Origin of the sequence: Burkholderia semiarida, from assembly GCF_029268935.1 — a bacterium.
GTDB lineage: Bacteria > Pseudomonadota > Gammaproteobacteria > Burkholderiales > Burkholderiaceae > Burkholderia > Burkholderia semiarida.
In genome coordinates, this window is sequence record NZ_JAHLCL010000008.1 from 1,544,856 (window position 1) to 1,570,001 (window position 25,146).

At 69.5% G+C, this 25,146-nt stretch carries 25 protein-coding genes; 12 read left to right on the plus strand and 13 right to left on the minus strand.

Annotation, left to right across the window (positions count from 1 at the left end; all coding sequences use genetic code 11):
- Nucleotides 1–35: 35 nt before the first annotated feature.
- The 3 genes from KPB06_RS30195 to ypfJ all read right to left on the minus strand — a co-directional run bounded on the left by KPB06_RS30195 (nt 36) and on the right by ypfJ (nt 3,488).
- Entirely contained in the window at nt 36–1,538 is a 1,503-nt protein-coding gene (locus KPB06_RS30195) for an aldehyde dehydrogenase family protein (protein WP_059584809.1), read from the minus strand.
- 169 nt (nt 1,539–1,707) lie between these two features.
- Nucleotides 1,708–2,436 (minus strand): helix-turn-helix transcriptional regulator, encoded by a 729-nt coding sequence (locus KPB06_RS30200; RefSeq protein ID WP_059584808.1) that lies wholly within the window; start codon nt 2,434–2,436, stop codon nt 1,708–1,710.
- A gap of 170 nt (nt 2,437–2,606) precedes the next feature.
- Entirely contained in the window at nt 2,607–3,488 is an 882-nt protein-coding gene (gene ypfJ, locus KPB06_RS30205) for a KPN_02809 family neutral zinc metallopeptidase (RefSeq protein WP_059584805.1), read from the minus strand.
- Between the two features lie 428 nt (nt 3,489–3,916).
- Here ypfJ and KPB06_RS30210 point away from each other — a divergent pair, with 428 nt between their 5' ends.
- The 5 genes from KPB06_RS30210 (at nt 3,917) to KPB06_RS30230 (ending at nt 8,753) form a co-directional block, all read left to right on the plus strand.
- Nucleotides 3,917–4,708 carry an SDR family NAD(P)-dependent oxidoreductase gene (locus tag KPB06_RS30210; protein WP_059584804.1) on the plus strand — a complete coding sequence of 264 codons (792 nt, stop codon included), beginning with the start codon at nt 3,917–3,919 and terminating at the stop codon, nt 4,706–4,708.
- A gap of 101 nt (nt 4,709–4,809) precedes the next feature.
- Nucleotides 4,810–5,835: a LysR family transcriptional regulator gene (locus KPB06_RS30215; RefSeq protein ID WP_059584802.1), complete on the plus strand. Its 1,026-nt coding sequence runs from the start codon at nt 4,810–4,812 to the stop codon at nt 5,833–5,835.
- Nucleotides 5,836–5,934: 99 nt separating this feature from the next.
- Nucleotides 5,935–6,624: a DUF4286 family protein gene (locus tag KPB06_RS30220; protein WP_059584800.1), complete on the plus strand. Its 690-nt coding sequence runs from the start codon at nt 5,935–5,937 to the stop codon at nt 6,622–6,624.
- Nucleotides 6,625–6,682: 58 nt separating this feature from the next.
- Nucleotides 6,683–8,002, plus strand: a complete 1,320-nt coding sequence (locus KPB06_RS30225) for an MFS transporter (protein ID WP_059584798.1) — start codon at nt 6,683–6,685, stop codon at nt 8,000–8,002.
- Nucleotides 8,003–8,051: 49 nt separating this feature from the next.
- Complete coding sequence (locus KPB06_RS30230) at nt 8,052–8,753, plus strand: DUF2848 domain-containing protein (protein WP_059584797.1); 702 nt, start codon at nt 8,052–8,054, stop codon at nt 8,751–8,753.
- A gap of 365 nt (nt 8,754–9,118) precedes the next feature.
- Here the strand turns inward: KPB06_RS30230 and KPB06_RS30235 are convergent, their stop codons facing one another.
- Nucleotides 9,119–10,096, minus strand: coding sequence for an NAD-dependent epimerase/dehydratase family protein (locus KPB06_RS30235; RefSeq protein WP_059584795.1), 978 nt, complete (start codon nt 10,094–10,096; stop codon nt 9,119–9,121).
- Between the two features lie 99 nt (nt 10,097–10,195).
- Here KPB06_RS30235 and KPB06_RS30240 point away from each other — a divergent pair, with 99 nt between their 5' ends.
- The gene (locus tag KPB06_RS30240) at nt 10,196–11,098 is read left to right on the plus strand and encodes a LysR family transcriptional regulator (RefSeq protein ID WP_059584793.1); all 903 of its coding nucleotides are present in this window, start codon (nt 10,196–10,198) and stop codon (nt 11,096–11,098) included.
- Nucleotides 11,099–11,184: 86 nt separating this feature from the next.
- Here KPB06_RS30240 and KPB06_RS30245 read toward each other — a convergent pair whose 3' ends face one another.
- On the minus strand, nt 11,185–12,057 hold the full coding sequence (locus tag KPB06_RS30245) for a LysR family transcriptional regulator (RefSeq protein WP_059584791.1): 873 nt from the start codon (nt 12,055–12,057) through the stop codon (nt 11,185–11,187).
- 145 nt (nt 12,058–12,202) lie between these two features.
- On the opposite strand from KPB06_RS30245, the gene KPB06_RS30250 reads away from it, so the two are divergent.
- Nucleotides 12,203–13,663 (plus strand): MFS transporter, encoded by a 1,461-nt coding sequence (locus KPB06_RS30250; protein WP_059584790.1) that lies wholly within the window; start codon nt 12,203–12,205, stop codon nt 13,661–13,663.
- A 90-nt stretch (nt 13,664–13,753) separates the two neighbouring features.
- Here the strand turns inward: KPB06_RS30250 and KPB06_RS30255 are convergent, their stop codons facing one another.
- Nucleotides 13,754–13,951 carry an oxidoreductase-like domain-containing protein gene (locus tag KPB06_RS30255; protein WP_059584788.1) on the minus strand — a complete coding sequence of 66 codons (198 nt, stop codon included), beginning with the start codon at nt 13,949–13,951 and terminating at the stop codon, nt 13,754–13,756.
- Between the two features lie 168 nt (nt 13,952–14,119).
- Between KPB06_RS30255 and KPB06_RS30260 the strand changes: the two genes are divergently transcribed.
- On the plus strand, nt 14,120–14,542 hold the full coding sequence (locus tag KPB06_RS30260) for a RidA family protein (RefSeq protein WP_059584786.1): 423 nt from the start codon (nt 14,120–14,122) through the stop codon (nt 14,540–14,542).
- A gap of 77 nt (nt 14,543–14,619) precedes the next feature.
- Here KPB06_RS30260 and creD read toward each other — a convergent pair whose 3' ends face one another.
- The 4 genes from creD to KPB06_RS30280 form a co-directional block, all read right to left on the minus strand.
- Nucleotides 14,620–16,014 (minus strand): cell envelope integrity protein CreD, encoded by a 1,395-nt coding sequence (gene creD / locus KPB06_RS30265; RefSeq protein ID WP_059584784.1) that lies wholly within the window; start codon nt 16,012–16,014, stop codon nt 14,620–14,622.
- 105 nt (nt 16,015–16,119) lie between these two features.
- Nucleotides 16,120–17,589 carry a two-component system sensor histidine kinase CreC gene (gene creC, locus KPB06_RS30270; protein ID WP_060009283.1) on the minus strand — a complete coding sequence of 490 codons (1,470 nt, stop codon included), beginning with the start codon at nt 17,587–17,589 and terminating at the stop codon, nt 16,120–16,122.
- 15 nt (nt 17,590–17,604) lie between these two features.
- Nucleotides 17,605–18,318 carry a two-component system response regulator CreB gene (gene creB / locus KPB06_RS30275; RefSeq protein ID WP_059584780.1) on the minus strand — a complete coding sequence of 238 codons (714 nt, stop codon included), beginning with the start codon at nt 18,316–18,318 and terminating at the stop codon, nt 17,605–17,607.
- 126 nt (nt 18,319–18,444) lie between these two features.
- Nucleotides 18,445–19,158: an SDR family NAD(P)-dependent oxidoreductase gene (locus KPB06_RS30280; protein WP_059584778.1), complete on the minus strand. Its 714-nt coding sequence runs from the start codon at nt 19,156–19,158 to the stop codon at nt 18,445–18,447.
- A gap of 342 nt (nt 19,159–19,500) precedes the next feature.
- Here KPB06_RS30280 and KPB06_RS30285 point away from each other — a divergent pair, with 342 nt between their 5' ends.
- Nucleotides 19,501–20,208 (plus strand): hypothetical protein, encoded by a 708-nt coding sequence (locus KPB06_RS30285; RefSeq protein ID WP_059584776.1) that lies wholly within the window; start codon nt 19,501–19,503, stop codon nt 20,206–20,208.
- A 95-nt stretch (nt 20,209–20,303) separates the two neighbouring features.
- Here the strand turns inward: KPB06_RS30285 and KPB06_RS30290 are convergent, their stop codons facing one another.
- Together KPB06_RS30290 and KPB06_RS30295 are read right to left on the minus strand one after the other, a co-directional pair.
- Nucleotides 20,304–21,113: an SDR family oxidoreductase gene (locus tag KPB06_RS30290; protein ID WP_275905764.1), complete on the minus strand. Its 810-nt coding sequence runs from the start codon at nt 21,111–21,113 to the stop codon at nt 20,304–20,306.
- Nucleotides 21,110–21,943, minus strand: a complete 834-nt coding sequence (locus KPB06_RS30295; RefSeq protein ID WP_059584773.1) for a molybdenum cofactor biosynthesis F family protein — start codon at nt 21,941–21,943, stop codon at nt 21,110–21,112. Before KPB06_RS30295 ends, KPB06_RS30290 begins: the two co-directional genes overlap by 4 nt.
- A gap of 170 nt (nt 21,944–22,113) precedes the next feature.
- On the opposite strand from KPB06_RS30295, the gene KPB06_RS30300 reads away from it, so the two are divergent.
- The 3 genes from KPB06_RS30300 to KPB06_RS30310 all read left to right on the plus strand — a co-directional run bounded on the left by KPB06_RS30300 (nt 22,114) and on the right by KPB06_RS30310 (nt 24,775).
- Nucleotides 22,114–22,908, plus strand: a complete 795-nt coding sequence (locus tag KPB06_RS30300; protein WP_059584772.1) for an AraC family transcriptional regulator — start codon at nt 22,114–22,116, stop codon at nt 22,906–22,908.
- Nucleotides 22,909–23,092: 184 nt separating this feature from the next.
- A complete protein-coding gene (locus KPB06_RS30305) occupies nt 23,093–24,025 on the plus strand; it encodes a DMT family transporter (protein WP_059585116.1) in 933 nt (310 codons plus the stop codon).
- 201 nt (nt 24,026–24,226) lie between these two features.
- Complete coding sequence (locus tag KPB06_RS30310; protein WP_059584770.1) at nt 24,227–24,775, plus strand: hypothetical protein; 549 nt, start codon at nt 24,227–24,229, stop codon at nt 24,773–24,775.
- A 93-nt stretch (nt 24,776–24,868) separates the two neighbouring features.
- Here KPB06_RS30310 and KPB06_RS30315 read toward each other — a convergent pair whose 3' ends face one another.
- Nucleotides 24,869–25,003, minus strand: coding sequence for an entericidin A/B family lipoprotein (locus KPB06_RS30315; RefSeq protein ID WP_006485835.1), 135 nt, complete (start codon nt 25,001–25,003; stop codon nt 24,869–24,871).
- Nucleotides 25,004–25,146: the final 143 nt, after the last annotated feature.

Below are 25,146 nucleotides of genomic sequence, written 5' to 3' on the forward strand. Positions count from 1 at the left end.
TTGCGGTTTTTGCGGTGGTCGGATCGGCCCGCGCGTCAGTGCGCGATGCACACGGATTTGGTTTCGGTGAAGCCTTCGATCGCGTACTGCCCGAATTCGCGGCCGATGCCCGATTGCTTGTAGCCGCCGAACGGCATCGACGGATCGAGCGGGATATGGCAGTTCACCCACACGGTGCCGGCCTCGATTCGCGGCACGAGATTCATCACGCGCTTCAGGTCGTTGCTCCAGATGCTCGCGGCGAGGCCGTACGGCGACGCGTTCGCGAGGCGTATCGCGTCGGCCGCGTCGTCGAACGGCACGACGACGATCACCGGGCCGAACACCTCGTCGCGCACGATCGCGCTGTCCGGATGCGGATCGGCGATCACGGCCGGCTTCACGTAGTAGCCGGGCAGATCGTCGGCCGGCGTGCCGCCCGCGAGGAACGTGAGGCCCGCGCGGCGCGCGCCTTCGATGTGCTGGACGACCTTGTCGCGATGGTGAGCGGATACGAGCGGGTTGATCTGTGCGGTGGTGTCAAGGCCAGCGCCGAGCTTCATCGCCTGCGCGACGCCGGCGAGGCCGTCGGCCAGTTGCGCGAACTTGCTGCGATGCACATAGAGGCGCGACGCGGCCGCGCACACTTGCCCCTGGTTGAAGAACGCGCCGGCGGCGACGCCGTCGAGCGCCTGCGCGACGTCGACGTCGTCGAGCATCACGATGGGGTTCTTGCCGCCGAGCTCCAGCGAGAAGCGCGTCATGTTCTGCACGGCCGCCGCGCCGACCAGCTTGCCGGTCGCGGTCGAGCCGGTGAACGAGATCTTCGCGATCGACGGGTGGCTCGCGAGCGCCGCGCCGCAAACGCGCCCGCCCGTGACGACGTTGAACACGCCGGGCGGCACGCCGGCTTCGCGTGCGAGCTCGGCCAAGCGCAGCGCGGTGAGCGGCGTTTCCGGCGACGGCTTCAGCACGATCGTGCAGCCGGCCGCGAGCGCCGGAATCAGTTTCCACACCGCGATCATCAGCGGGAAATTCCACGGCACGATCGCGGCGACCACGCCGACGGGCTCCTTGCGCGTATAGGCCGTATAGCGCGCGCCGGGCGGGAACGGAATCGACACGTCGAGCGTCTGGCCGGTGATCTTGGTCGCCCAGCCGGCCATGTAGCGCACGTATTCGACGCTCGCGCCGACCTCGATCGCGCGCGACACGTGAATCGACTTGCCCTGGTTCAGCGTTTCGAGCTGCGCGAGCGTTTCGGCGTCGGCTTCGATCAGGTCCGCGAGTTTCAGCAGGATGCGTTCGCGGTCGGCCGGCCGCAGCCCGCTCCACACGCGCGCGTCGAACGCGTGTTTCGCGCTGGCGACGGCGCGGTCGACGTCGTGTGCGTCGGCGTCCGCGACGGTGGCGAGCCGCTCGCCCGTGGCCGGGTTGTACACGTCGAGGCGTGCCGCCGCATGCGCGGGCTGCATGGCGCCGTCGACGAAGAGGCCGAAATCGCGCGCGACGAAGGTGCGCACGGTGTCGCTGACGGCGACGAAGTTCGTGTTGCTCATGGGCGTCTCGTTGATTGTCGTGGCTGGACCGCGTACCGGTGAGGCACGCGGGCGTCGGACCACTGTATCGACGAGGGATAGCGCCCGGTGAGCGCAAATTGGCAGCGCGTCATCGGCAAGACGATCGCGCATCGAATTGCACGATCTCGCGGGCCGGCCGGCAGCGCGATTACAGGAACAATGCGCCGACCAGCTCCGTGCGATTCGACACGCCGAGCTTGCGGTACATGCGCATCAGGTGGGTCTTGATCGTCGGTTGCGCGAGCGCGAGATCGCGCGCGATCTCCTTGTTCGAGCGGCCGTCGCGCACGAGCCGTGCGATCTGCTCCTCGCGGTAGGTCAGCCGTTCCTCGCAACCGATCCGGTGGATTCCGCGCCGTGCACGCAGCAGCGGGCTCAGCGCGGCTTCGGCGACGGGTTGCAGCCGCGCGAGCGCGTCGATCTCGCCGGGTGCGAACCGTCCTGCCGTGCCGTTGCCGTTCGCGTCGCCCATGCCGAAGCGCAGCAGCGAGAACGCGCCGACCGTGCGGCCCGCGTCGCGCAGCCAGATCTCGACGACGTCGGCCACGTCGTGCCGCCGCAGAAACCGGGTCCAGTACGCGGACGCGGCACGTCGTTCATCAGGCAGTTGGGACGCGAGCGTGACGACCGCGCAATCGCCCGACGCGCAGCGCGACGGATGCAGCGGATCGAGCATCCGGTAGCGGGCGACATAGGTGCGATGCATCGATTCCGGCATCCCGAACAGCTCGAAATCGGCCGGCTCGCCGCTGTGGTCGAGCCGATAGAACACGATCGCCGACGGGCTCGCGAATGCGTCGAACGCGTCCACGCACGCGCGCAGCGTGCGTCGCCAGTCGGCGGCGTCGTGGTCGGCGGAAACGAATGAGGTCGGCATCGGGAATCGGCTGGCGGATGGACGACAACGAATGTCGACGTCCGGGCCAGCCTACCGGCGCCGAAAAAGCGCCGGTGAGCACAAATCGGCAAATCGTCCCGGGCCGGCCAGCGGCCAGTGGCCGGTTCAGCCGAGACGATATCGGCGCGCGACGGTGCGCGCGCCTCGTTTCAGCGGGCGTTCGCGGCGAACGTGTCGCAGGCGCTCACCTCGCCCGACTCCATCCCCCGCCGCAGCCAGTACACGCGCTGTTCGCTGGTGCCGTGCGTGAAGCTTTCGGGCACGACGTAGCCCTGCCCTTGCTGCTGCAGACGGTCGTCGCCGATCGCGGCAGCGGCCTTCAGCCCCTGCTCGAAATCGCCGGGCTCCATCAGCCGCTGGTTCGCGCGCTGCGCGTTGTTCGCCCACACGCCGGCGAAGCAGTCGGCCTGCAGCTCCATCCGCACCGACAGCGCATTCGCGCGCGCCTGGCTCGACCGCCGGCGCGCGGCATCGACCTTGTCGGCGATGCCGAGCAGGTTCTGCACGTGATGGCCGACTTCGTGCGCGATCACGTAGGCCTGCGCGAAATCGCCGCCCGCGCCGAAACGCTTGCGCAGCTCGTCGTAGAAGCCGAGATCGATGTACACGTTGCGGTCGCCCGGGCAGTAGAACGGCCCCATCGCGGTCTGGCCGGTGCCGCACGCGGTCGGCGTCGAGTTCGTGAACATCACGAGCTTCGGCGGTTCGTATTGCGCGTGCAATTGCGTGTTGAACACGCCCGTCCACGTGCGTTCGATATTGCCGAGCACCTTGCGCGTGAACACCGCGCCCGGATCGTTCGCCGGCGCGCCCTGGCGCTGGGTCGGCGCGGGCTGCGCCTGTTGCTGGCGGCCCTGCAGCGCCGACGCGCCTTCGAGCACGACGCGCGGGTCGATGCCGAAGAAATACGATGCGGCCAGCGCGACCACGATCGTGCCGATGCCGATCGTCGCGCCGCGCCCGCCGCCGAAACCGCCGGCGCCACGGCGATCCTCGACGTTCATGCTTTCTCTTTCGTCGTCCAGCCTCATTGGCGGCCCCTCCCTGTTCTTGTCGATGGTCCGGCCGCGCCAGCGCGCGACCGGGCGATACGCCGTGGCGACACGATCCGTCGGCGGACGCGATAGCGGCGCATCGGATGTCCGCTCGCGCCGATCCCGCCTGCCGCGCATTTGCCGGCCGCGCCCTTGCGGGTCGCACCATTCGTACGACGGAATCGGACGGCCGACGCGCCGCGCGCCGCTGCGCGCCCGCCCACGCTATTTTGCCGGGCTTTCGTGGCTTATCGCAAAAATGTGGAGGATAGAGCGATTCGGCGCCGGACATCGTCAGCCTTTGCAAAATGGGCCCCGGCCGCCGCGCTTGGCCATCCGGACGGCCCGCGTTCATCCTTTCGGCGGATACCGGCGCGCGCCGGCGCCGCCTAAAGTGGCCGGAACACCCCTTTCCGGAGAACGACATGACGCACCCGCCACCCCGCACGATCGCGATCACCGGCGCAGGCACGGGCATCGGCGCTGCGTGCGCGCGCCGCTTCGCCCGTCGCGGCGACCGCGTCGTGCTGATCGGGCGCCGCCCGGCGCCGCTCGCTGCACTCGCGGCCGAAACGGGCGGCCTCGCGCTTGCCGGCGACGCCGCCAGCGCAGCCGACTGGGCCGCTTTCCTGCCGCGCATCGCCGAACGCTTCGGCCGCGTCGACGCACTCGTCGCGTGCGCGGGCGGCCACGGCGTCGGCCGCGCGGACGAAACCGGCGACGCGCAATGGCGCGACGCGATGCACGCGAACCTCGATACCGCGTTCGTCAGTGCGCGCGCATGCCTGCCCGACCTGATCGCGCAGCGCGGCAATATCGTGCTGGTCGCGTCGATCGCGGCGCTCGCGGCGGGGCCCGGCGTATGCGGCTACACGGTCGGCAAGCACGCGCTGCTCGGGCTGGCGCGATCGCTCGCACGCGACTACGGCCCACACGGCGTGCGGGCAAACGCCGTCTGCCCGGGCTGGGTCCGCACGCCGATGGCCGATGCGGAAATGGCACCGCTGATGGCCGCGCACGGCGATTCGCTCGACGCCGCGTACACCCGCGTGAGCGCCGACGTGCCGCTGCGGCGCGCGGCCGATCCGGACGAGATCGCGGCCGTCTGCGCGTTCCTGGCGTCGCCGGACGCCTCGTTCGTGACCGGCGCGACGCTCGTCGCGGACGGCGGCGCCATGGTCGTCGACGTGCCGACGCTCGCGTTCGACCGGCTTTGACGCCACCGGAAGGCGTCGCGCGTGCCGGCGCGCTTCCGAATCCGTTAACATCGTCCCGATCCGCCGCCCGGGCGCGGCACCGCCTCACCGTTCGGAACGAGATGAACATCCGGTTTCTTGAAACCTTCGTCTGGCTCGCGAAGCTGGAAAACTTCCGGCTCACGGCCGAGAAACTGCACACCACGCAGGCCGCCGTGTCGAGCCGCATCGCATCGCTCGAGGAAGCGTTCGACGTGCGCCTGTTCGACCGCAACACGCGCTCGGCCACGCTCACGCCCGCGGGCCGGCGCATGCTGGCCTACGCGGAGCGGATCGTGCGGCTCGACGGAGAAATGCGGCGCGACATCGACGCGGCGAGCGATGCGGGCCTGATCCGGATCGGCGTGATCGAATCGATCGTGCACAGCTGGTTTCCCGCGCTGATGGCGCAACTGCGCGAGCGCTACCCGCGCCTCGACGTCGAGATCACCAGCGACACGACGCTGCATCTGACGCGCCTGCTCAGCACCGACGGCGTCGACCTGATCCTGCAGACCGATCCGGTGCCGGGGCCGGACTTCACGAACCTGCCGCTGTGCGAATTTCCGGTGCGCTGGGCCGCGAGCCCGCGCCTCGGGCTCGGCGGCCAGCCGCTCGACGTCGCGCGCCTGGCCGGGTTTCCGATCATCAGCTTCTCGCGCCATTCGGGGCCGCACGCGACGATCGAGCGGCTGTTCGCTGCCGTCGAACGGCCGGCCAGCATCAACTGCATCACGTCGGTCGCCGCGATGATCCGCCTCGTCGCCGACGGCTTCGGCGTGGCCGCGCTGCCGCCTGCCATCATCGGGCGCGAGCTGCACGAAGGCACGCTCGAACTGCTCGACGTCGAGCCCGAATTCCCGGCGCTGCCGCTCGTCGCGACGTACCGCAGCCAGGGGCTGCCGGTGGCCGCGCGCATCGCGGAACTCGCGAGCGAAGTGGCGCGTGCGACGGGGGCCGCCGATCGCGTCGACGCAACGGCCGCCGACTCAATGCCCACCCGCAACGCGACCGCGACAACGACGCGCGCCCCGGCGAAAGCGAAGCGCACGACGAAAGCCGCGTCGCCTGCCGCGCCCACCGCCAAACGCCGCCCGCGCCGCTCATAAGAAAACCTGTTCACCGCGAATTTGTTTTCTTGTTGGACTGGCGCGGCCGGTCTTCGGGACACTGAGGTTCCTGACATCCCCGTCACGAGGAACCCCGCGATGACCCGCTTTTCCCTTCCGCACGGCCAGCTTTGCGTCTGGACGGATATCGACCCCGCGCACGAGGCCGATTTCAACGCGTGGTACGACCGCGAGCACATGCAGGAGCGTGTCGCGATTCCCGGCTTCACGCATGCGCGGCGGTTTCGCGCGACCGACGGCGGCCCGCGCCGATACCTCGCGCTGTACGTGACGGATTCGCTCGACGTGTTCCGCGGCGACGCGTACCGGCGGGCGTTCACGCAGCAGACCGCATGGTCGCTCGCGAACTTCGCGCGCATGACGGGTACGCAGCGGCGTGTCGGCGAGCTGACGATCGAGGCCGGCGACGGCGAAGGCGTGCATCTCGCGCTGTTCGTGCTGCCGCCCGACCGCATCGATGTGCCCCGCCTGCGCGAGCGCTTCGACACGGCCCTGCAAGAACCGGGCATCCACGCCGCGCGACTCTTCCGCACGTCGCCGGACCTGTCCGCGCCGATCGGCGCCGCCGCGGCCGCCTGCCCGGCCGCCGATGCACTGGTGCTGATCGAAGGCAGCGACGCAGCGGCCACGCGCCGCGTGGCCGCCTCGCTCGCCGGACACGACGACGTGCGCACCTTCGGCCTGCTGTGGCGCGCCGCTTCGCCGCTGCCTGCCCGGCGACGCGACGCCGAAACCGAACCGGCCGCCGCTGCCGCCCTGTCTGCCTGAAACGCCCGACGCCAACGCCAACACCGGCCCCACGCGTCACCCCGTCACCCGTCACGATCTGCCCGACACCATGAACACGCTCGCCCAGCCCGCCGCCCACGCGCCCCGCCATGTCCGCAACAGCCGACTCGCGACCGCGAGCATGATCGGCACGTCGCTCGAGTGGTACGACTTCACGATCTACAACACGCTCGCCGCGCTCGTTTTCAACCATCTGTTCTTCCCGTCGGTCGATCCGCTGGCCGGCACGATCCTCGCGTTCTCGACCTATGCGGTCGGCTATGTGTCACGCCCGCTCGGCGGCTTCGTGTTCGGCAACCTCGGCGACCGCATCGGCCGCCGCGCGGTGCTGATGCTTACGCTCGTGCTGATGGGCGTGACGACCGCGTTGATGGGCGCGCTGCCGACCTACGCGCAGGCCGGCATCCTGAGCCCGATCCTGCTCGTCGCGCTGCGTTTCGTGCAAGGCGTCGCGCTCGGCGGCGAATGGGCCGGCGCGGTACTGCTGTCGGTCGAGCATGGCGACCAGAAGCGGCGCGGGCTGTCCGCGTCGTGGACGCAGATCGGCCCGTCGTTCGGCACGCTGCTCGGCACCGGCTGCATCGCGCTCGTCACGCTGTCGACCACCTCGGACAACTTCCTGTCGTGGGGCTGGCGCGTGCCGTTCGCGGCCAGCGCGCTGCTCGTCGTGTTCGGCTTCTGGGTACGGCGCGGCGTCGACGAAACGCCGCAGTTCGAGCAACTCGCCGAATCGCACGCGACCGCCGAAGTGCCCGTCGCCGACGTGCTGAAGTACCACTGGAAGCGCCTGCTGATCGCGGGCGGCTCGCGAATCGGCTCGGACGTGCTGTACGCGCTGATCGTCGTATTCACGCTGACCTACGTGACGACCGTGCTGCACCTGTCGCGCCCCGTCGCGCTGACGGCCGTGATGATCGGCACGGCCTGCAACGCGCTCGCGGTGCCGTTCTTCGGTGCGCTGTCGGACCGTTTCGGCCGTCGGCCCGTGTATCTCGCCGGCGCAATGGCCGGCATCGTATGGGCGTTCGTGTTCTTCGCGCTGCTCGATTCGGCGCGCCCCGCGGCGATCGTCGCGGCCGTCGCGATCGGCCTCGTGATCCATGCGGTGATGTATGGCCCGCAGGGCGCGTTCGTGACCGAGCAATTCCCGACGCGCGTGCGCTATGCGGGCTCGTCGCTTGCGTACACGCTCGCCGGCATCGTCGGCGGCGGCTTCGCGCCGCTCGTGATCGCCGCGTTGTTCCGGCAAACGGGCACGACGACGGCCGTGTCGCTGTACGTCACCGCCGCGCTCGTCGTCACGTCGATCGCGCTCGTCGCCGCGCGCGAGACCGCGCACCGGCCGCTCGAGGGCTAAGCATCGCCGCCGGCCGAATCATTCCTTCGCACTTCAAACGGATAGCCGCATGCCAACCCTGTCGTTCAACGTGATTTCCCTGCAACACGCGCCGGCCGCCGTCGACGTCGACATCGAGCGCGTCGTGATCGCCGGCTGGGCCGGACGCGACCCGGCCGCGATCCACGCGCATATCGACGAACTCGCGGCGCTCGGCGTCGCGCCGCCGTCGACCACGCCGTGCTTCTATCGCGTGTCGGCCGCGCTGCTTACGCAGGCACCGTCGATCGGCGTGCTCGGCGCGCGCTCGGGCGGCGAGATCGAATGCGTGCTGGTCGACAGTCCGGCCGGCACGCTTGTCACGGTCGGCTCCGATCACACCGATCGCGAAGTGGAGGCGTACGGCGTGGCCGTGTCGAAGCAGGTGTGCGCGAAGCCGCTCGGCCGCGACGCGTGGCGTCATGCGGATGTCGCCGATCACTGGGATGCGCTCGAGATGCGCTCGTGGCTGATCGCGCGCGACGGCGAGCGGACGGCGTACCAGCACGGCCCGGTCAGCGGCCTGCTCGCGCCCGACGTGCTGTGGCAGCGGTTCGACGGTCGCCGCACGATGCCCGCGTGCTGCGCGATGTATGGCGGGACGGTCGCCGTACATGGCGCGATCGCGGCAATGGGCGACGGCGATGCGTTCGAAATGGAACTGCACGATCCGGTGCTCGGGCGCAGTCTCACGCATCGCTATGCAGTCGAGGTGTTGCCGGTCGTCGCGTAACGGCAAGCCGTGACGGCAAGCGGAAAACCGCACGGGGCACGGGCACGACGGCATTCAGGCGTCGCGCCTGTTCCTACCTGTACGACTCAAAGCAGTGGTAGTCCGGAAAGTTGAACTGCGAGTTGCCGCAATACAGCACGCCGGCCAGGTTCGTACATCCACTCAATGTGAACATGATTGCTCCCGCAACCGACATTTTCCACCCGAAGTACCCCATCGCGCCCCCGTTTTCGCGTTATCGGCATTGCCCGACATGATGCGCATCGGACGCGCGCGGGTATGTGGAGAATTGTGGCCCCGCGGCTTCTTCGGTTCGGCATGGCGCGTTTCCGTGCGGGGGCGCAGCCTTTACTGCCTGCCGTTGCTCACCCGAGACAACCGAGCCCCGCCAGCGTCGCCTCCACCGCCGTATCGAGCGGCGTCACCGGCTCGCGGCCGAGCACCGCGGTCACGCGCGCGTTGTCCATCCTGATCGGTTCGCGCCACAGGTAGCGCATCTCGAGCAATTCGCGCAGCGTCGTCACGAACGGCGCGGCAACCCACACGAGCCACCACGGAAAATCGCGCAGCGCCGGCCGCATGCCGTGCCGCTGCGCGACGCGTTGCACGGCCCGCGCCATCTGCATGCCGTCCTCATCCCAATGCCCGTCCAGATGGAAACGCGCGAACGGCTCCAGCGTCTCGCGCCGCTCGATCAGCTCGACCATCGTGCGGGCCACGTCGGGCACATACGCCCATTGATGGCCAACGCCGCGGCTCGGCACGCTGATGGCCGCGACGGGCCGCCCCGGCTTGACCAGCCCCTGCGAGAACCAGCTGTTGCCGAGTTGCGGCCCGAAGAAATCGCCGGCGCGCACGACGATCGTCCGCACGCCGTGCGCGCTGGCGTCCTGCAGCCGCCGCTCCAGTTCGACCCGGATCGCGCCCTTGCGGGTCGCCGGATGCTGCGGCGCATCTTCCCGCAGCACCGGAAATGCATCGGCGCCGAAGTTGTAGACCGTGCCCGGCAGCACGACGGTCGCCTGCGCGGCCCGCGCCGCCGCGATCGTGTTGTCGATCATCGGCAGCACCTGCGTGGCCCAGTTCCGGTATCCGGGCGGGTTCACCGCATGCACGATCACGCTGCAGCCGCGGGCGGCGCGCACCACTGCATCGCGATCCAGCGCGTCTCCGCGCACCCAGGCGATGCCGTCGCGCTCCACGCCCTCGGCATCGAGCCCGCGCTTGAGCGCACGCACCTGCCAGCCCGCATCGCGCAACTGCCGCGCGACTTCCCCGCCGATCCCGCCGCTCGCGCCGAGCACGAGCGCCTGCCGTTGCATCCCGCTTGCGTTTGCCGTCATTGCCGCTCTCCTTGAATGAAACCATCACGACACGCATTCTGCGGCGCCGCCTGCTATCAAGGAATTGCCGAACCCAGTCGATCAGCTATACATTTATGCATGACCACCGATCTGAACTGGGAACGCTACCGCACCTTCCTCGCGGTGCTGACGGAAGGCTCGCTGTCCGGCGCGGCCCGCGCGCTCGGCATCACGCAGCCGACGGCCGGCCGCCATGTCGCGGCGCTCGAAGCCGCGTTCGGCCAGACGCTGTTCACGCGGTCGCCGTCGGGCCTGCTGCCGACCGAGGCGGCGCTCGCGCTGCGCGGCCATGCGGAGGCGCTGCGCAGCGCGGCGGCCGCGTTCGAGCGCGCGGCGGCCAGCCACGGCGCCGGCGTGCGCGGCATCGTGCGGATCTCGGCCAGCGACGTGATCGCCGTCGAGGTGCTGCCGCCGATGCTCGCGCAATTGCGGCGCGACCATCCGGGGCTCGTGATCGAACTGGTGCCGACCGACCGCATCCAGGACGTGCTCAAGCGCGAGGCCGACATCGCGGTCCGGATGGCGCGGCCCGCGCAGGACGCGCTCGTCGCGCGGCGTGTCGGCGAAATCGAGGTCGGACTGTATGCGCGCGACGATTACCTGGCGCACCATGGCGCGCCCGCGACGATCGACGCGCTCGCCCATCACGCGCTGATCGGCTTCGATACGGTCACGCCGTTCATCCGCTCGGCGGGGCGAGGCATGCCGCAGTGGCAGCGCGACGCGTTCGCGCTGCGCACCGACAGCAACCTCGCGCAGCTTGCGCTGATCCGCGCCGGCTACGGGATCGGCTTCTGCCAGACGGCGCTCGCGAAACGCGACGCGCGGCTCGTGCGCGTGCTGCCCGACGGGCCCGCGATGCGGCTGGAAACCTGGGTCGTGATGCACGAGGATCTGCGGACGAGCCCGCGCTGCCGGGCCGTGTTCGATGCACTGGCCAACGGGCTGCGTACGTATGCGGACGGTGAGCTCGCCGAGTAGAAAGCGGCGTGGGTGAATCGCGGGGGCCGCGCCATTCGTGGATTTTTCCCGGCGAACAGGATGTCCGCGATGCACGCGGCACGGTTTTACATCAGCAATTGACGCGACAGCACCTCGCGCGCCTGGGTGACGGTCTCGCGCTCGCCCGGCAGCGGCGGTGTCAGCGAAAACACCGCGTCGGGCAGCGGCGGCAGCCGGTATTTCGTGCCGAGCCGCATCAGGCCGTCGCCGATCGCCGACGCGCACAGGCAGCCGACCCCGAGCCCCGCCGCGAGCATAGACTGCAACCCCGCGACGCCCGACGCGCTGTGCACGAGCACGTACGGCGTGTGCCGCTCGTCGAGCGAGCGCACCGCGACCTGATGCATCATGCAGTCGTCCGGCAGCAACACGAGCGGCAGCGGTTCGGGCAACTGCTCGGCGAGCGCGGGCGACGCGACCCACGACAGCGGTTCGCGCCGCAGCACCCAGCGCGTATCGGCCGACACCGGCCGGAACGGCCCGCTCGACATGTTCATCACGACGCCCAGATCGATCTGCCCGCGCGCATGCGCCGCTTCGATATCCGCGCTCTTCATCGCGCTCACGTGCAGGCTCAGCTGCGGATAGCACTCGCGCAGCCGCGCCAGCATGCCCGCCACTTCGTTCGTGCGGTAGTAGTCGGTGATCGCGACGCGCAACTCGCCCTTGATCGCCTGCCCACGCAGTTCGTCGAACGCGGCCTCGTTCAGCGCGACGATGCGCCGCGCGTGCTGCAACAGCCGCGAGCCGGCCGGCGTCGGCTCGACACCGCGCTTGCTGCGCACGAACAACGGCACGCCGGCGCGCGATTCGAGCTTGCGCACCTGCTCGCTGACCGTCGATTGCGACAGGTGCAGCAGCGGCGCGGCGGCCGTCAGGCTGCCGGCGTCCGCGACCGCCGCGAACGTGCGCAACTGGTCCAGATCGAAACCGCGCATCGCCTTCCTCCATCCATCGAATAACCCGATGGATGCTACCACTCTTTCCCGCTTTTCCGAACCATGAGCGATGACCAGAATATGGGGTCAACGGCCTGCTCGCGTCCATCGCTTATCGGGCCCTCTTTTTTTCGGATCTGCTTTCATGACGAACAACACCCTTGCCCCCTGCGCGTCGGCCGGCGCGGCTGCCGCGGCGACGCCCCGCAGCCATCACGGCTGGGCGCTCGTGGTCCTGCTGGTCGGCGCCATTCTGCCGCCGCTCGACTACTTCATCGTGAATCTCGCGCTGCCGGCCATTCGCGACGGCATCGGCGCGCGCCAGGCCGAGTTGCAGCTCGTCGTGTCGGCCTATGCATGCGCGAACGCGGTCGCCCAGATCACCGGCGGGCGGCTCGGCGACCTGTACGGACGCAAACGCATGTTCATGGTCGGCATGGCCGGCTTCGTGCTCGCGTCGACGCTGTGCGGGCTCGCCGACAACGGCACCGTGCTCGTCGGCGGGCGCGTGCTGCAAGGCCTGTTCGCCGCGATCCTCGCGCCGCAGGTGCTCGCGACGATCCGCAGCGTGTTCAGCCCGCACGAACAGGTGCGCGTGATGGGCTTCTACGGGTTCGCGTTCGGCCTGGCGGCCGTGATCGGCCAGCTCGGCGGCGGCGCGCTGATCAGCCTGCATCCGTTCGGGCTCGGCTGGCGCGCGATCTTCCTCGTCAATCTGCCGATCGGCATCCTGGCGCTGATCGGCAGCTGGCGCTTCATCCCGGAAAACCGCCCGCCGCGCGGCCAGCGCATCGACGTGTCGGGCACGGTGCTGCTGTCGCTGTTCCTGCTGATGCTCGTGTATCCGCTCACGCACGGCCGCGAAGCCGGCTGGCCGCTATGGATGATCGCGTGCGGCGTCGGCGCGCTGCCGATGCTCGGCGCGCTGCTGACGGTCGAATCGCGCCGGCTCGCGCGCGGCCGCGATCCGCTGCTCGACGTGCGCCTGTTCCGCAACCCGGTCGTCGCGCTCGGGCTCCTGCTCGCGTTCCTGTTCTACATGCTGAGCGCGTTCTTCCTGAGCTACGGGATTTATCTGCAGGGCTGCCTGAACTGGTCGCCGCTCGCGTCCGGGTTCGCGATCCTGCCGCTCGGGCTCGGTTTTCTCGCGAGCCCGCTGCTGATGCCGCGCCTCGTCGCCCGGTTCGGCGCGTATCGCGTGCTCACGCTCGGCTTCGCGATGCTCGCGGCCGGCGTCGCGACCGCCGCCACGCTCGCCCGCGACGGCGCGCCCGGGCCCGGCTTCTATGCGGGCATCGCGGCGATCGGCATCGGACAAGGGCTCGTGCTGCCGTCGGTCGTGCGGATCGTGCTGGCGGAAGTCGACGCGGCCCGCGCGGGCGTGGCGTCGGGAATGGTCAGCGCGATGCTGCAGATCGGCGCGGCGGTCGGCGCCGCGACGATCGGCGGCGTGTTCTTCGCGCGGCTCGGCACGCATCCGGCCGCGCTCGATTACGTGCAGGGGTTCAGGGTGTCGATGTTCACGCTGACGGCCGTGTTGCTCGGCTGCATCGCGCTGTCGATGGCGCTCGAGCCGCTGCATCGGCGGCTGCATGGGGATGCGTGACGCCGGATGCGCGACGGAAATGGCCTCGTCAGTCCAACGCCGGCAACCGATGCGGTGCATGCAACGCATGGCCGCTCGCAGGCATCCGGTTTATTTGCGATGCTCGCGCTGCGCTTGCCGCGCCTCCCATTCGGCCAGCTCGACGCGATAGCGCGCGAGCGCTTCGTCGTACAGGTCGAAGACGCACGGCGAGCAGCCGCGGTTGCAGCAGTCTTCCAGTTCGGGTTGGATAGGCGGGATCGGACGGGGATCGTCGATGGACGGATCTCCGGAAGCTTGGTTCGGCACGGCGTGGTCCGGTAATGTGGAGAAGCGAGTATCGGGCGATCCGGGCCGCCGCCGCTTTCGGCAGGGCGGGCCGGCCGACGATGAACGCGTCCACGTTTATCACGGCGCGATCGCCGAACGCGGCACGCCGCTGCGTTACCCCATTTCCGCCCCCACAGGAGCTGCGCGATGGCCGAAGCCGTGAATCCGCCGGAAGTCTGGGCGCCGTTCGGCGCATTCTCGATGGCCGTGATCCAGGGCGACGGCCGGATCGTGCATCTGAAGGGTCAGGTCGCGCTCGACCGCGCCGGGCAGGTCGTCGGCGCCGGCGACATGCGCGCCCAGGTCCGGCAAACGCTCGACAACATCCGTGACGTGCTGGCCGCACTGGGCGGGCAAATGCGCGACGTGATCTCGCTCGTCCATTACGCCATCGACATCGACGCATTCATGCACGCCGGCGACATCCGCAACGCTTATTTCGCCGAACCCTACCCGGTGACGACGACCGTCCAGGTCGAGCGTCTCTACCGTCCCGACCTGCTGATCGAGATCGCGGCCATCGCCGAGATTCCGCTGGCGCGGTTTCGTCGTCCCGGGACGGCCGCATGAAGGGCGTCCTGCCCGCCTGAAACCGCGCGCCGGTCGCGACATTCGCGACCGGCGCGCACTTGCTCGCACCCGCTCGCCTACTTCGCGGGCGTGCCCGGCTTCACCGCGTCCGGTTTGTCGGCCAGCGGCTGCCACGCGGCGCCGAGCGAATACCAGTCGACGCGGCGCGTGAGCGTCATGATGCCGGCGAGGATCGCGAACAGCAGCAGCGAGCCGAGCATCAGCGCATTGTCTTCCGACAGCAGCAGCCCGTAGAGCGCCGCGTACAGCATCGCGAGCAGCGCCGTGAACGTCGCGCCGCGCTTCACGCTGTGCAGCACGAACGACAGGTAGAAGCCGAGCAGCCCGATGCATGCGCCGCTCGCCACGAGATACGCATAGCCGAACGCAATGTGTTCGGACAGGCTCAGCAGCAGCAGGAAGAACAGCGCGAGCGACAGGCCGACCAGCGTGTACTGGATCGGATGAATGCGCAACCGCTTCACGAGTTCGTACATGAAGAAGCTCGCGAACGTGAGCATCACGAACAGCGCACCGTATTTCGTCGCGCGTTCGGCCTGCAGATAGACGTTCACGGGTTCGATCACCGACACCGACGCCCTCTCGATCCCACCGTCGCCGTTGCCGTTGCCGGACGCCACTTGCTCGCGCGCCTTCGTGTTGAACGACGTCACGCGCCAGTTGCTGACGAAGCCGCGCGCATCGACCGTGCGCTCGGCCGGCAGGAATTCGCCGCCGAAGCTCGGGTGCGGCCACGTCGATTTCAGCGAGAAGTCGTTCTGGTCGCCCACCGGCGCGAACGCGACCGACTCCGCACCGGCCAGCGGCAGCGCGATGCTGAACGGCACGACCGTCGCCCCCGCGTTTGCGTCCGCCAGCGCCGCGAGATCGACGTTCGCATGCACGCCCTGGCGCAGGCTGTCGAGCCGCGTGCCCTGCTCCACGTCGATCCGCTTGCCGCCGATGCGCAGGTCGGGCTGCGCCTTCAGCCCGCGAAGATCGCCGATGCCGAGCGCGACGTACGCGCCGTCGACCTTGAAGCTCACGTGGCCGTCGGCCTGCGGCAGCTTCTTCAGGTCCGGCAGCGGCAGCGTGCCGGTCATCCGGCTGTCGAGCGCGTACACGAGCGCCTTGTGAATGCCGCGATAGCGCGTGCTGACCGACAGCGTGCCGTCGACGTTCAACGTCTTCGGGAATACGAGCAGCCGTTTCGCCTCGCTCTTCAGGCTGGTTTTCGCCTTGCCGCCGGCCCGCACGTCGTCGCTCACGCGCGTGACTTCCGTGTAACGGACGACGAGCACCGGCCCCGTCACCGTCTGCGGCCCCGCATAGCTCGCCCAGATGCTTTCCAGCGCACTTTGCCGATAGTCGGCGCGTTCCCGCACGATGCTCTGGACCATCTGCAGCGGGATCAGGATCGCCAGCGCGAGAAACGCGGTAATCATGGACTTGAACAACAGGACTCGATTCATTGCTGGCAGGTACCGGAGTGGAAGGTACGGTCAGCATGAGCGGCCCCGGTGAAGGGCGATTGAAGCCGATGTGAAGCGAATGTGTGGCGGGCGTGAAGCGCGCGATCAGCCCGCCGACGGCAGCGTGAGCGTCGCGCATGCGCCGCCTTCCGCGCGGTTCGCGAGCGCGACCTGGCCGCGGTGCAGCATCGCGACTTCACGGACGAAACACAGCCCGAGGCCCGTGCTGCGATCCTGCCCGTCGGGCCTCGGCAGCGAATAGAAGCGTTCGAACACGCGCGACAATGCGTAGTCGGGCACGCCGGGGCCGTCGTCCGCGACGCGCACGACCGCGACGTGCGCCCTGCCCGCCGGCTGCCGCTCGAGCGCGATGCGTATCGTGCTGCCCGGCGGCGCGAAATCCAGCGCGTTGTCGAGCAGGTTGCCGAGCGCCTGCCGCAGCAGGAACGGATCGCCGTCGACGACCACCGCATCGGCTCCATCGGCCGCATCCGCCGCACCATTCGCGTCGATCCGCAAGCTCACGCCGCGCTGCCGCGCGCGCGGCTCGATATCGTCGACGAGCTGTTCGAGCACCGGCCGCAGCGCGACCGGTTCGTGCACCGACAGGCGCTGCTTCTGTTCGACCTCGGCCAGCGCGAGCAGCTTGCGGATCATCTGTTCGAGGCGGCCGGCCTGGCGGCGGATGTTCTCGGCGAAGCGCCGGCGGTTCGCGACCGGCATGTCCTCCTGCAACAGCTCGGCCGCGCCGCTGATCGCGGCCAGCGGGCTCTTCATCTCGTGCGTGAGCGTGTGGATGTAGGTTTCGACGTATTGCCGGTCTTCCAGCCGCCGATGCATGCTTTCCACCGCGCGCCCGAGCTCGGCCAGCTCGTTCGCGCCCTGCAGCGGCATCGACGCGCGCTCGCCGGCCGCGATCGCCCGCGCATAGCGCTGGAGGCGCCGCAGCCCGAGCACCAGCCACCCCGTGCACGCGACGCCGATCAGCATCGCGCCGCCCATCAGCAACGCACCGTACAGCATGATCTTGCGCTGGCTGCGGGCGATGAACGGCGCGACCGTCTGGTTCGGTTTCGCGATCGTCAGCACGCCGATGATCTCGTCGCCGCGCCGGATCGGCGCCGCCACGTGCATCACGGTGCTGCCGTCGTCGTTCGGATCGCTGCGCGTGCTGCGCGCGCCGTATTCGCCGCGCAGCGTCCGGTACACGTCGTTCCAGCGCGAGTAGTCCTGCCCGACCGCGCTGCCGGACGAGTCGTAGCGCACGATGCCGTGCGCGTCGGTGATGTAGAGGCGGTAGCCGATCGCGTTCTTCTGGATGCCCCACACGTTCGCGCTGACCGGGCGCTCGTGCAGTTTCCCGAGCTGCCGCGCGAACGCGCCGTCGGCGATATGCCCGTTCGCCATGTCGTCGGCGGCCAGCGTCGCCAGCACCTGCGCGGTGTCGACGAGCGTGTCCTCCATCGCTTCGCGCACGCCGGGCTTCACCTCCTGCACGAACACGCGCAGCGTGATCAGCGCGGCCAGGCCGACGATCAGGAAAAAGCCGAAGAAGATGCGCAGGCCGATATGCATGGGCGGAGCCGGTCGTTACGGTTGCAGCGAATAACCCATCCCGCGATGCGTGCGGATCGGGTCGCGCTCGGGATCGATCGCGCGCAGCTTGGCGCGCAGCGTCTTGACGTGCGTGTCGACCGTGCGGTCGGCCGAATCGAGCGCTTCGTGCCACACGAGATCCATCAGTTGCTCGCGCGAGTAGATGCGCCCCGGATGCCGGACCAGCAGCGCGAGCAGCCCGAATTCGTACCGCGTGAGGTCCAGCGCGTGGCCGAGCCACGACACGCGCGCGCCATCGATGTCGAGCGTGAAGCCGGAGGCAACCGGTGCGCACGCATCGGCCGGCGCGGGCGCGGGCACCGGTTCCGGCGCGGCCGCGCGGTGGAAGCGGCGCAGGATCACGCGCACCCGCGCCGCCAGCTCGCGCGGCGAAAACGGCTTGACGACGTAATCGTCGGCGCCGATCTCGAGCCCGACGATCCGGTCGATCTCGTCGTGCCGCGCGGTCAGGAAAATTACCGGAATATCGGTGAACGTGCGCAGCCGCCGGCATACCTCGAAGCCGCTGAGGTCCGGCAGGCCGACGTCGAGCACCACGAGATCGACACGCGTAGCGCGCAGCTGATCGAGCGCCGCCTGCCCGAGCGTGCAGTGCATGGTCTGCATGCCGTCGGTGCCGAGGGCATAGACGATCGTGTCCGCGATCGCCTGTTCGTCTTCGACGATCAGGATGGTGGGCTGTGTCATGGCCTCGGATTCGGGTCTCGGATTCGGTCTCGGGTTCGGGTCTCGGGTTCGGGTCTCGGGTTCGGGTCGCGCGATCCGGTGCGACATTGTACGCACGGCCGGACCCGGCGAGCCCTCCCCGGCGCACTACGCGACGCGCCCGCTCACCGGAATCGACGCACCGGTGATCGCCTGCGCGTCGGGCGACAGCAGGAATCCGATCGTCGCCGCGAGCTGTTCCGGGCGGACCCAGCGCGAGAAGTCGGCGTCGGGCATGTCCTTGCGGTTCGGCGGCGTGTCGATGATGCTCGGCAACAGCGCGTTCACGGTCACGCCGCGATCGAGCAGCTCCGCCGCGAGCGCCTCGGTGAGCCGCGCGACACCCGCCTTCGCGGCCGCATACGCGCCCATCCCCGCGCCGGCCTTGAACGCCGCGCCCGCGCCGATGTTGACGATGCGGCCGGCCTGGCTCGCCACCAGGTATGGCAGCGCGGCCTTCGACGCATTCAGCGCCGTCTTCACGTTCAGTTCGTACATGCGGTCCCACGTGGCGGCATCGCCGTCGGCGATCGTCTGCCACACGAATGCGCCGGCGATGTTCAGCAGCGCGTCGACCCGGCCGAATTCGCGATTGACCGTTTCGAGCGCCTGCACGGCGGCCCGCGGATCGACGAGATCGATGCCGCCGATGCGCAACGCATCGGCCGGCACGCCGGGCAGCGCCTGCGCCGCCGGAGCCGTGCCGCGGCCGATCAGCGCGACGCGGGCGCCGCGCTCGCCGAGCCACGCGGCCGTCGCGACGCCCAGATGACCGAAGCCGCCGGTGATCGCGACTGCCTTGCCTTTCAGGTGGTGTTCCATCGATGTGTTCTCCTGGATCGAGGGTGATGGGTTGAAATGCCGACAGCGTAGCGCCGTTCACGCGTTCGTGCGCACGGCGATGAGGGTGCGGCAGCGCGGCGTCCCTGTCGTTTCGCCGCGGTCGCGGGCCCACGCGCGGCCGGCGGCATCGCGAGACGGATCGCGGCTCATGCGTCGCGAGACGGCGCGACGTGGCGGACGTGGCTCGACAAGCGCGCAGTCGAACGGCCGGGCATAATGCGCGATGCCCGCCAGGTGCGGCGCACGGCACGACAACCAAGCCCGCCTGGCCGACGGCACGTACCACCGCCGACTCGCCTCCCAATCTCAACCGTCAATCCCATGCAAGTACTCGTCATCGGAACCGGCAAGCTCGCCAACGAGTTGCTCGGCTCGCACACGCTCGACCCGGCCGCCTGCCGCGTGATGCCGTGGCCGGACAGCGCGCGAACCGACGCCCGACGTAGCGACGCCCGACGTAGCGACGCACGAACGATCGTCGTCCATGCCGGCTCGGGCCGCGAACTCCCCGACGCGATCGCATTCTGCCAGGCCACCGCGTCGCCGCTCGTCGAGTTGTCGACCGGCTCCGACCTCGAAACGGGGACGTACGGCTTTCCGGTCGTGCTGTGCCCGAACACGAACATCCTGATGCTGAAGTTCATGTGCATGCTGGAAGCCAGCGGCCACCTGTTTCGCGACTGCGAGATCGGCGTGACGGAATCGCATCAGGCCGGCAAGACGTCCGTCCCCGGCACGGCCGTCGGTATCGCCCAATCGCTCGGCGTACGGCCGGAAGACATCCGCTCCGTGCGCGACCCGGCCGTGCAGCGCAGCGAACTCGGCATCCCCGACGATCAACTCGGCCGCCATGCGGTTCACCGGATACGCATCGACGACGGCGCATGCAGCCTGCAGTTCGAATCGCGCGTATCCGGCGCGACACCCTATGCGGATGGCGTATCGCGCATCGTCGAAGCCGTCCGGCAGCACGATCTCGAGCATCGCCGCTATTCGATCGTCGAGTTCATCCGCAACGGCTGGCTGTAGTCGCGGCGCGGCGTGCGGCACGTGCCCTCATGGCGCGGGCCGTCCGCAGATGCCCGCACGGCCTCGCCGAAACCGATGCCCGCGCTGGCTCACCGCTACCCGTTGCCCAGCACCGCCCCGCTCTCCGGCAAGGTCGCGCCGCCGTCGACGACGATCGTCTGCCCGGTGATGTACGCCGCGTCGGCCGATGCAAGAAACAGCATCGCGTTCGCGATGTCCTCGGGCTCGCCCATCCGCGCGAGCGGAATGTCGCGCGCGATCTGCGCGGCGACGGACGCGTCGCCGAGATTGCCGGCCGCCGGCGTGCGGATCATCCCCGGTTCGACGCCGTTGACCGTCACGTTGCGGCGCGCCAACTCCAGCGCCGCCGCCCGAATGAAGCCGTTCACGCCGGCCTTCGACGCCGCGTAATGCGCGAGCCCCGGATAGACGACGCGCGGCCCCGTCACCGACGACGTGACGAGCAGCCGCCCGGCCCCCGCGCGCTCGAAGGCCGGCAACGCGGCCTGCGCAAGCCAGAACAGCGCCGACAGGTTGACCGACAGCGTGCGCTCGAGCGTCGGCTCGTCGATCCGCATGAACGGCGTCAATGGAAAATACGCGGCATTGTGGACGACGACATCGAGCCGGCCGCCGTCGCGCTCGACCGCCGCGACGAGCGCATCCAGTTCGTCCCGGCTCGCGGCATCGACCCGATACGCGCGCGCTTCGCCGCCCGCGCTCGCCAGCGCGCCGGCCTGCACGGCCGCCGCGTCGCCGTTCAGGTCGGCCACGGCGACGAATGCGCCGGATTCCGCGAAACGGCGCGCGATCGCCGCGCCGATTCCTTGCGCGGCGCCCGTGACGAGCACGACGCGCCCGCTGAAATCCGCATGCAGGCGGCCGCTGCCCCGCACGGCAGTCATCGCTGCGCCTCGTCGCCGACCGGATGCACGGTTTCGTTCAGTACCTGCGCGTAAGCACCGACCGGGAAATTCGACAGCGTGCCGAAATCGCCGCCCTGATAGCCGAAGATCTTGCCGTCGGTCTTGCGTTGCGCGAGGTCGATCAGCACGACGCCGAGCGTCGGCACCACCTTTTCGCGCCACACGAACAGATACAGCGCGTCCGCAATCTTGAAGTAATGACAGCGGTCGACATCGGCCAGCCCGCCTTCGACGCCCTGCAGGCACTGCCATGCGTAGAAATTCTCGTTCAGGTAGATGTGCTCGTAGCATTCGGTCGGGCTGTAGCGATACATCGTCCGTTTGCCGATCAGTTCGCGCGTGGGCGCGTGAAGCGGGCCCGGCTCGGCGTGGCCGCCGAGCGTGCCGTGCCGGAATTGCGCGTCGACGGCCGTCAGCGGCAGCCCGCGCGCGACGCGCGTGAACGCATCGATGCGCGTGTCGGCTTCCGTCGGCAACGTACCGACGACCGACGTCCACACGCCGTTGTCGAGATCGATCACGAGGCTGACCGATGTCGCCCGAGCGGTGGCATCGATGTAGTCGACGAAGTACAGCCCGTCGCGCAGCCGCGTCACGCGGCATGGCGCGCGGCCGCCCGTATCGGCGACCGCGTCGCGCCACTGCAGCGCACCCGGCTCGAACGTATGGACGCGCCATGCGCACGATGCGTCGACGAGCGTCAGCGTCCGCCCGACGAGCGCGTCGACGGATGCAAGGATGTTCGCCTCGGGCGCGAAGCCGTCCGCGAGCGCACCCACCTGAATGAATACCGGATCCTGTCGTTCCACCTGCCGCCTCCCGTGCAGCCTCAGGCCCGGCGGGCCGTGTACGCTGCTCATGCGCACATGGTGCGGGCTGCGCGCGCCGCGCGGTATCGGCCAAAAGGATGAAGGGCGCGCGGCGCCGGAACACGCTAAAGTGCACGTGATCCGCGCCGCCCCCGGCACGAGGAGCGCACATGCACCGTGTCATCCATTACCGACGCACCGGCGAAGGCATCGAGGCAATCAGCCTCGAGTCCGACCGCGCGTTTCCGCGCCACGCGCACGACGAATTCGGGGTCGGCGTGATCGTCAGCGGTGCGCACCGGTCGTGGAGCGGCCGCGGTCAGGTCGACGCGCTCGCAGGCGACGCGATCATGGTCAACCCGGGCGAGGTGCACGACGGCTCGCCGCTCGAAGCCGGCACCGGGCGGCGCTGGCGGATGCTCTATCTCGCCCCCGCGCTGGTCGCGAGCGTCGCGGCGGAAGAAGGCCTCGGCGGCGTCGAGCTTGCGCATCCGGCCGTGCGTGACACGCGGCTTGCGGCCGCCGTCGGCAGGCTGCATGCGCGCATCGTGGCAGGCGAAACCCAGCCGCTGGCCCGCGACGAAGCGCTCGTCATGCTCGTCGCCGGGTTGCTCGCCCGGCACGCAAGCCGCACGCTGCCGGCGGCCGGCGTCGCGCCGGCGGTCCGCGTCGCGCGGGAGCGGCTCGACGCGGCGCCGGCCGCACCCGTGTCGCTCGCCGAGCTGGCCGACCTGAGCGGCGTCAGCCGCTTCCAGTTGCTGCGCGGCTTTGCGCGCGAGCTCGGCATCACGCCGCATGCATACCTGGTTCAGTCGCGCACGCGGCTGGCGCGCGCGCTGCTGGCCAGCGGCCTGCCGATCGCCGATGCCGCGGCCGAAGCCGGCTTCGCCGATCAGAGCCACCTGACCCGCGCATTCGCGCGCCAGTTCGGCATCACGCCGGGGCGGTTCACGCAGGCGGGTTGAGTAACGCCGTCGGCCGCGCAGCGCCGCAGGCGCCGGGCGCACTGCGTTCGAAAGCGACTACCCCCTCGAAGGCCGCCGCGACCTGTTGCGTCAGCGCAAGCCGACGGTTCACCACCTTCAGTCCCGTCCCTGGCTGCAATTTCGTTCAAGACGCACGCTGCCGCCATACACGACGATGCAGCGCATGAAGACACGACTGATCGGCTATCTCTATCTCGCCGCCGCGATGGCGGGCGTCGGCAGCACCGTCATCGCGAGCCGTCTCGCGGCCGGCGGCCTGCCGCCGTTCGCGGCCACCGCGCTGCGCTTCCTGATCGCGACCCCGTTGCTGTTCGCGATGATGCGCGCACAGCGCATGCGCTGGCCGCGCATCTCCGCACGCGATGCCGTGCTGCTCGTCATTCAGGCGGCGGCGGGCGGCGTCGGATATACGGTGCTGCTGATCAGCGGCACGAAGCTGTCGTCGCCGCTCGATGCCGGCGTGATGCTCGGCACGTTGCCGGCCATGTCGACGCTGATCGCGGCCGTCGTGCTGCGCGAGCGGCAGACGCCGCGCGACTGGCTGGCCGCCGCGCTGGCCACGGCCGGCGTGCTGTTCGTCACGTTCGCGCCGGGCCATGCGATGCCGTCGCTGCAAACACTTGCCGGCGATGCGCTGGTGCTGGCGGCCGTCGCATGCGAAGCGGTCTTCATCCTGCTCAACCGTCGGCTTGCCGCGCCGTTGCCGCCGCTTGCGCTATCCACCGCGATGTCGGGCCTCGGCTTCGTGCTCGCACTCGTGCCGGCCGCGTTCGAATGGCATGCGGTGGCGAGCAGCTGGACCGTCGGCGCCGTGTCGGCGATCGTCTACTACGCATTGATTCCGACCGTGCTGGGTTACCTGTGCTGGTATGCGGGCTCGGCACGCACGAGCGGCACCGAGGCGGCCCTGTTCACCGCGGTCGCGCCGGTTTCGGCCGTGCTGTTCGCGGTCGCGCTGTTCGGCGAAACGCTGACCGGCACACGTGTCGCCGGCATCGCGCTCGTCGTCGCCGGCATGCTCGTCGGCGCGACGCGACGGCGCGAGCCGCCCGTCGAGCCGCGCGCCGCGCTCGCCGCGCAGGCCGCCGCCGACTGACTCGCGTTCGTCGCGTCCCCGCGGAGACGGCGGCGCCTCCGTCGACGTCGCAGCGCTCGTCGATCCAGCCTTTCCGACACACGGTCGACCGACTGTAGGAATGTGTCCGCGCACCGCAAAACCGTTGCGCACGACTGCGCAAGATGCAATATTCGCGTGGCCGATCCCTTTGACCATCATCGAACAACACTCCGCCACGCAATGAACAGGAAGGAAGCCAAAACAAGAATCGCGGTGCTGCTGTCCGCGGGAACGAGGAAGGCCGACGCGCTGGCCGAGCTATCCGGGCAAGGGCTCAAGGATCGCGTGCTCGCGCACCTGATCGCGTCGCGCCCCGACCCTGAACGCTGCCGCAAGAACAAGATACACATCCGGATCCTGATCGCGCTCGGCATCGCGCAGTTGGTCATCAGCCTGATGCTTGCGTACTACTTCCTCGCGTCCGGCGCCGGCGGCGTCCTGGTCACCGCCTTCCTGGCGTTGACCGTGCCGCTGTCGCTGCTGTTCATCTGGGGCTTCGCGACCCATCGTGTCGGCGCATATCACGCGTTCATCCTGCTGTCGCTGCTGCAGATGCCGAAGACCGTCGCCGATCTCGGGCGGGATCCGTCCGCCGCGCTGCCGAGCCTCGCGATCACGGTCGCGCTGGTCGGTTATGTCTGGTTCGTCCGCAACCGGTTGTTCCCCGACTACGGCTGGTTCACGCCGCGCAAGGTCGAGGGCCGCTACGCGTTCGTGGAACGCGCCTGACGCCGCGGCATCGATTCGTACGCAAAAAAGGCGCCGGGCCGCCCCGCCATCGCGGGAAGGCCCGGCGCCTTCTGCATGCCGGAACCGGTCGGCTTACTTGGCCTTTTCAGCCGAATCGCTGATCGCCTGGCCGCCCTTCGAAATGTCCTGGCCCACGCCGGCGACGGTATTGCAACCGGCGAGCGCGGCGGTCACCACCAGCAGCATTGCAGCAATCGTACGCGTCATTCTCATTCTCCTTCGAATCAACAAGCCCGACCGGGCGAATCGTGTGCGGCGCGGCGCCCGGCACGCTGCCGGACACGGGGCCTGACCTGATTATACGGAGACGCGCGCCGCGCGCCAGTACGGCCCCGCGAGTGTCATACGCG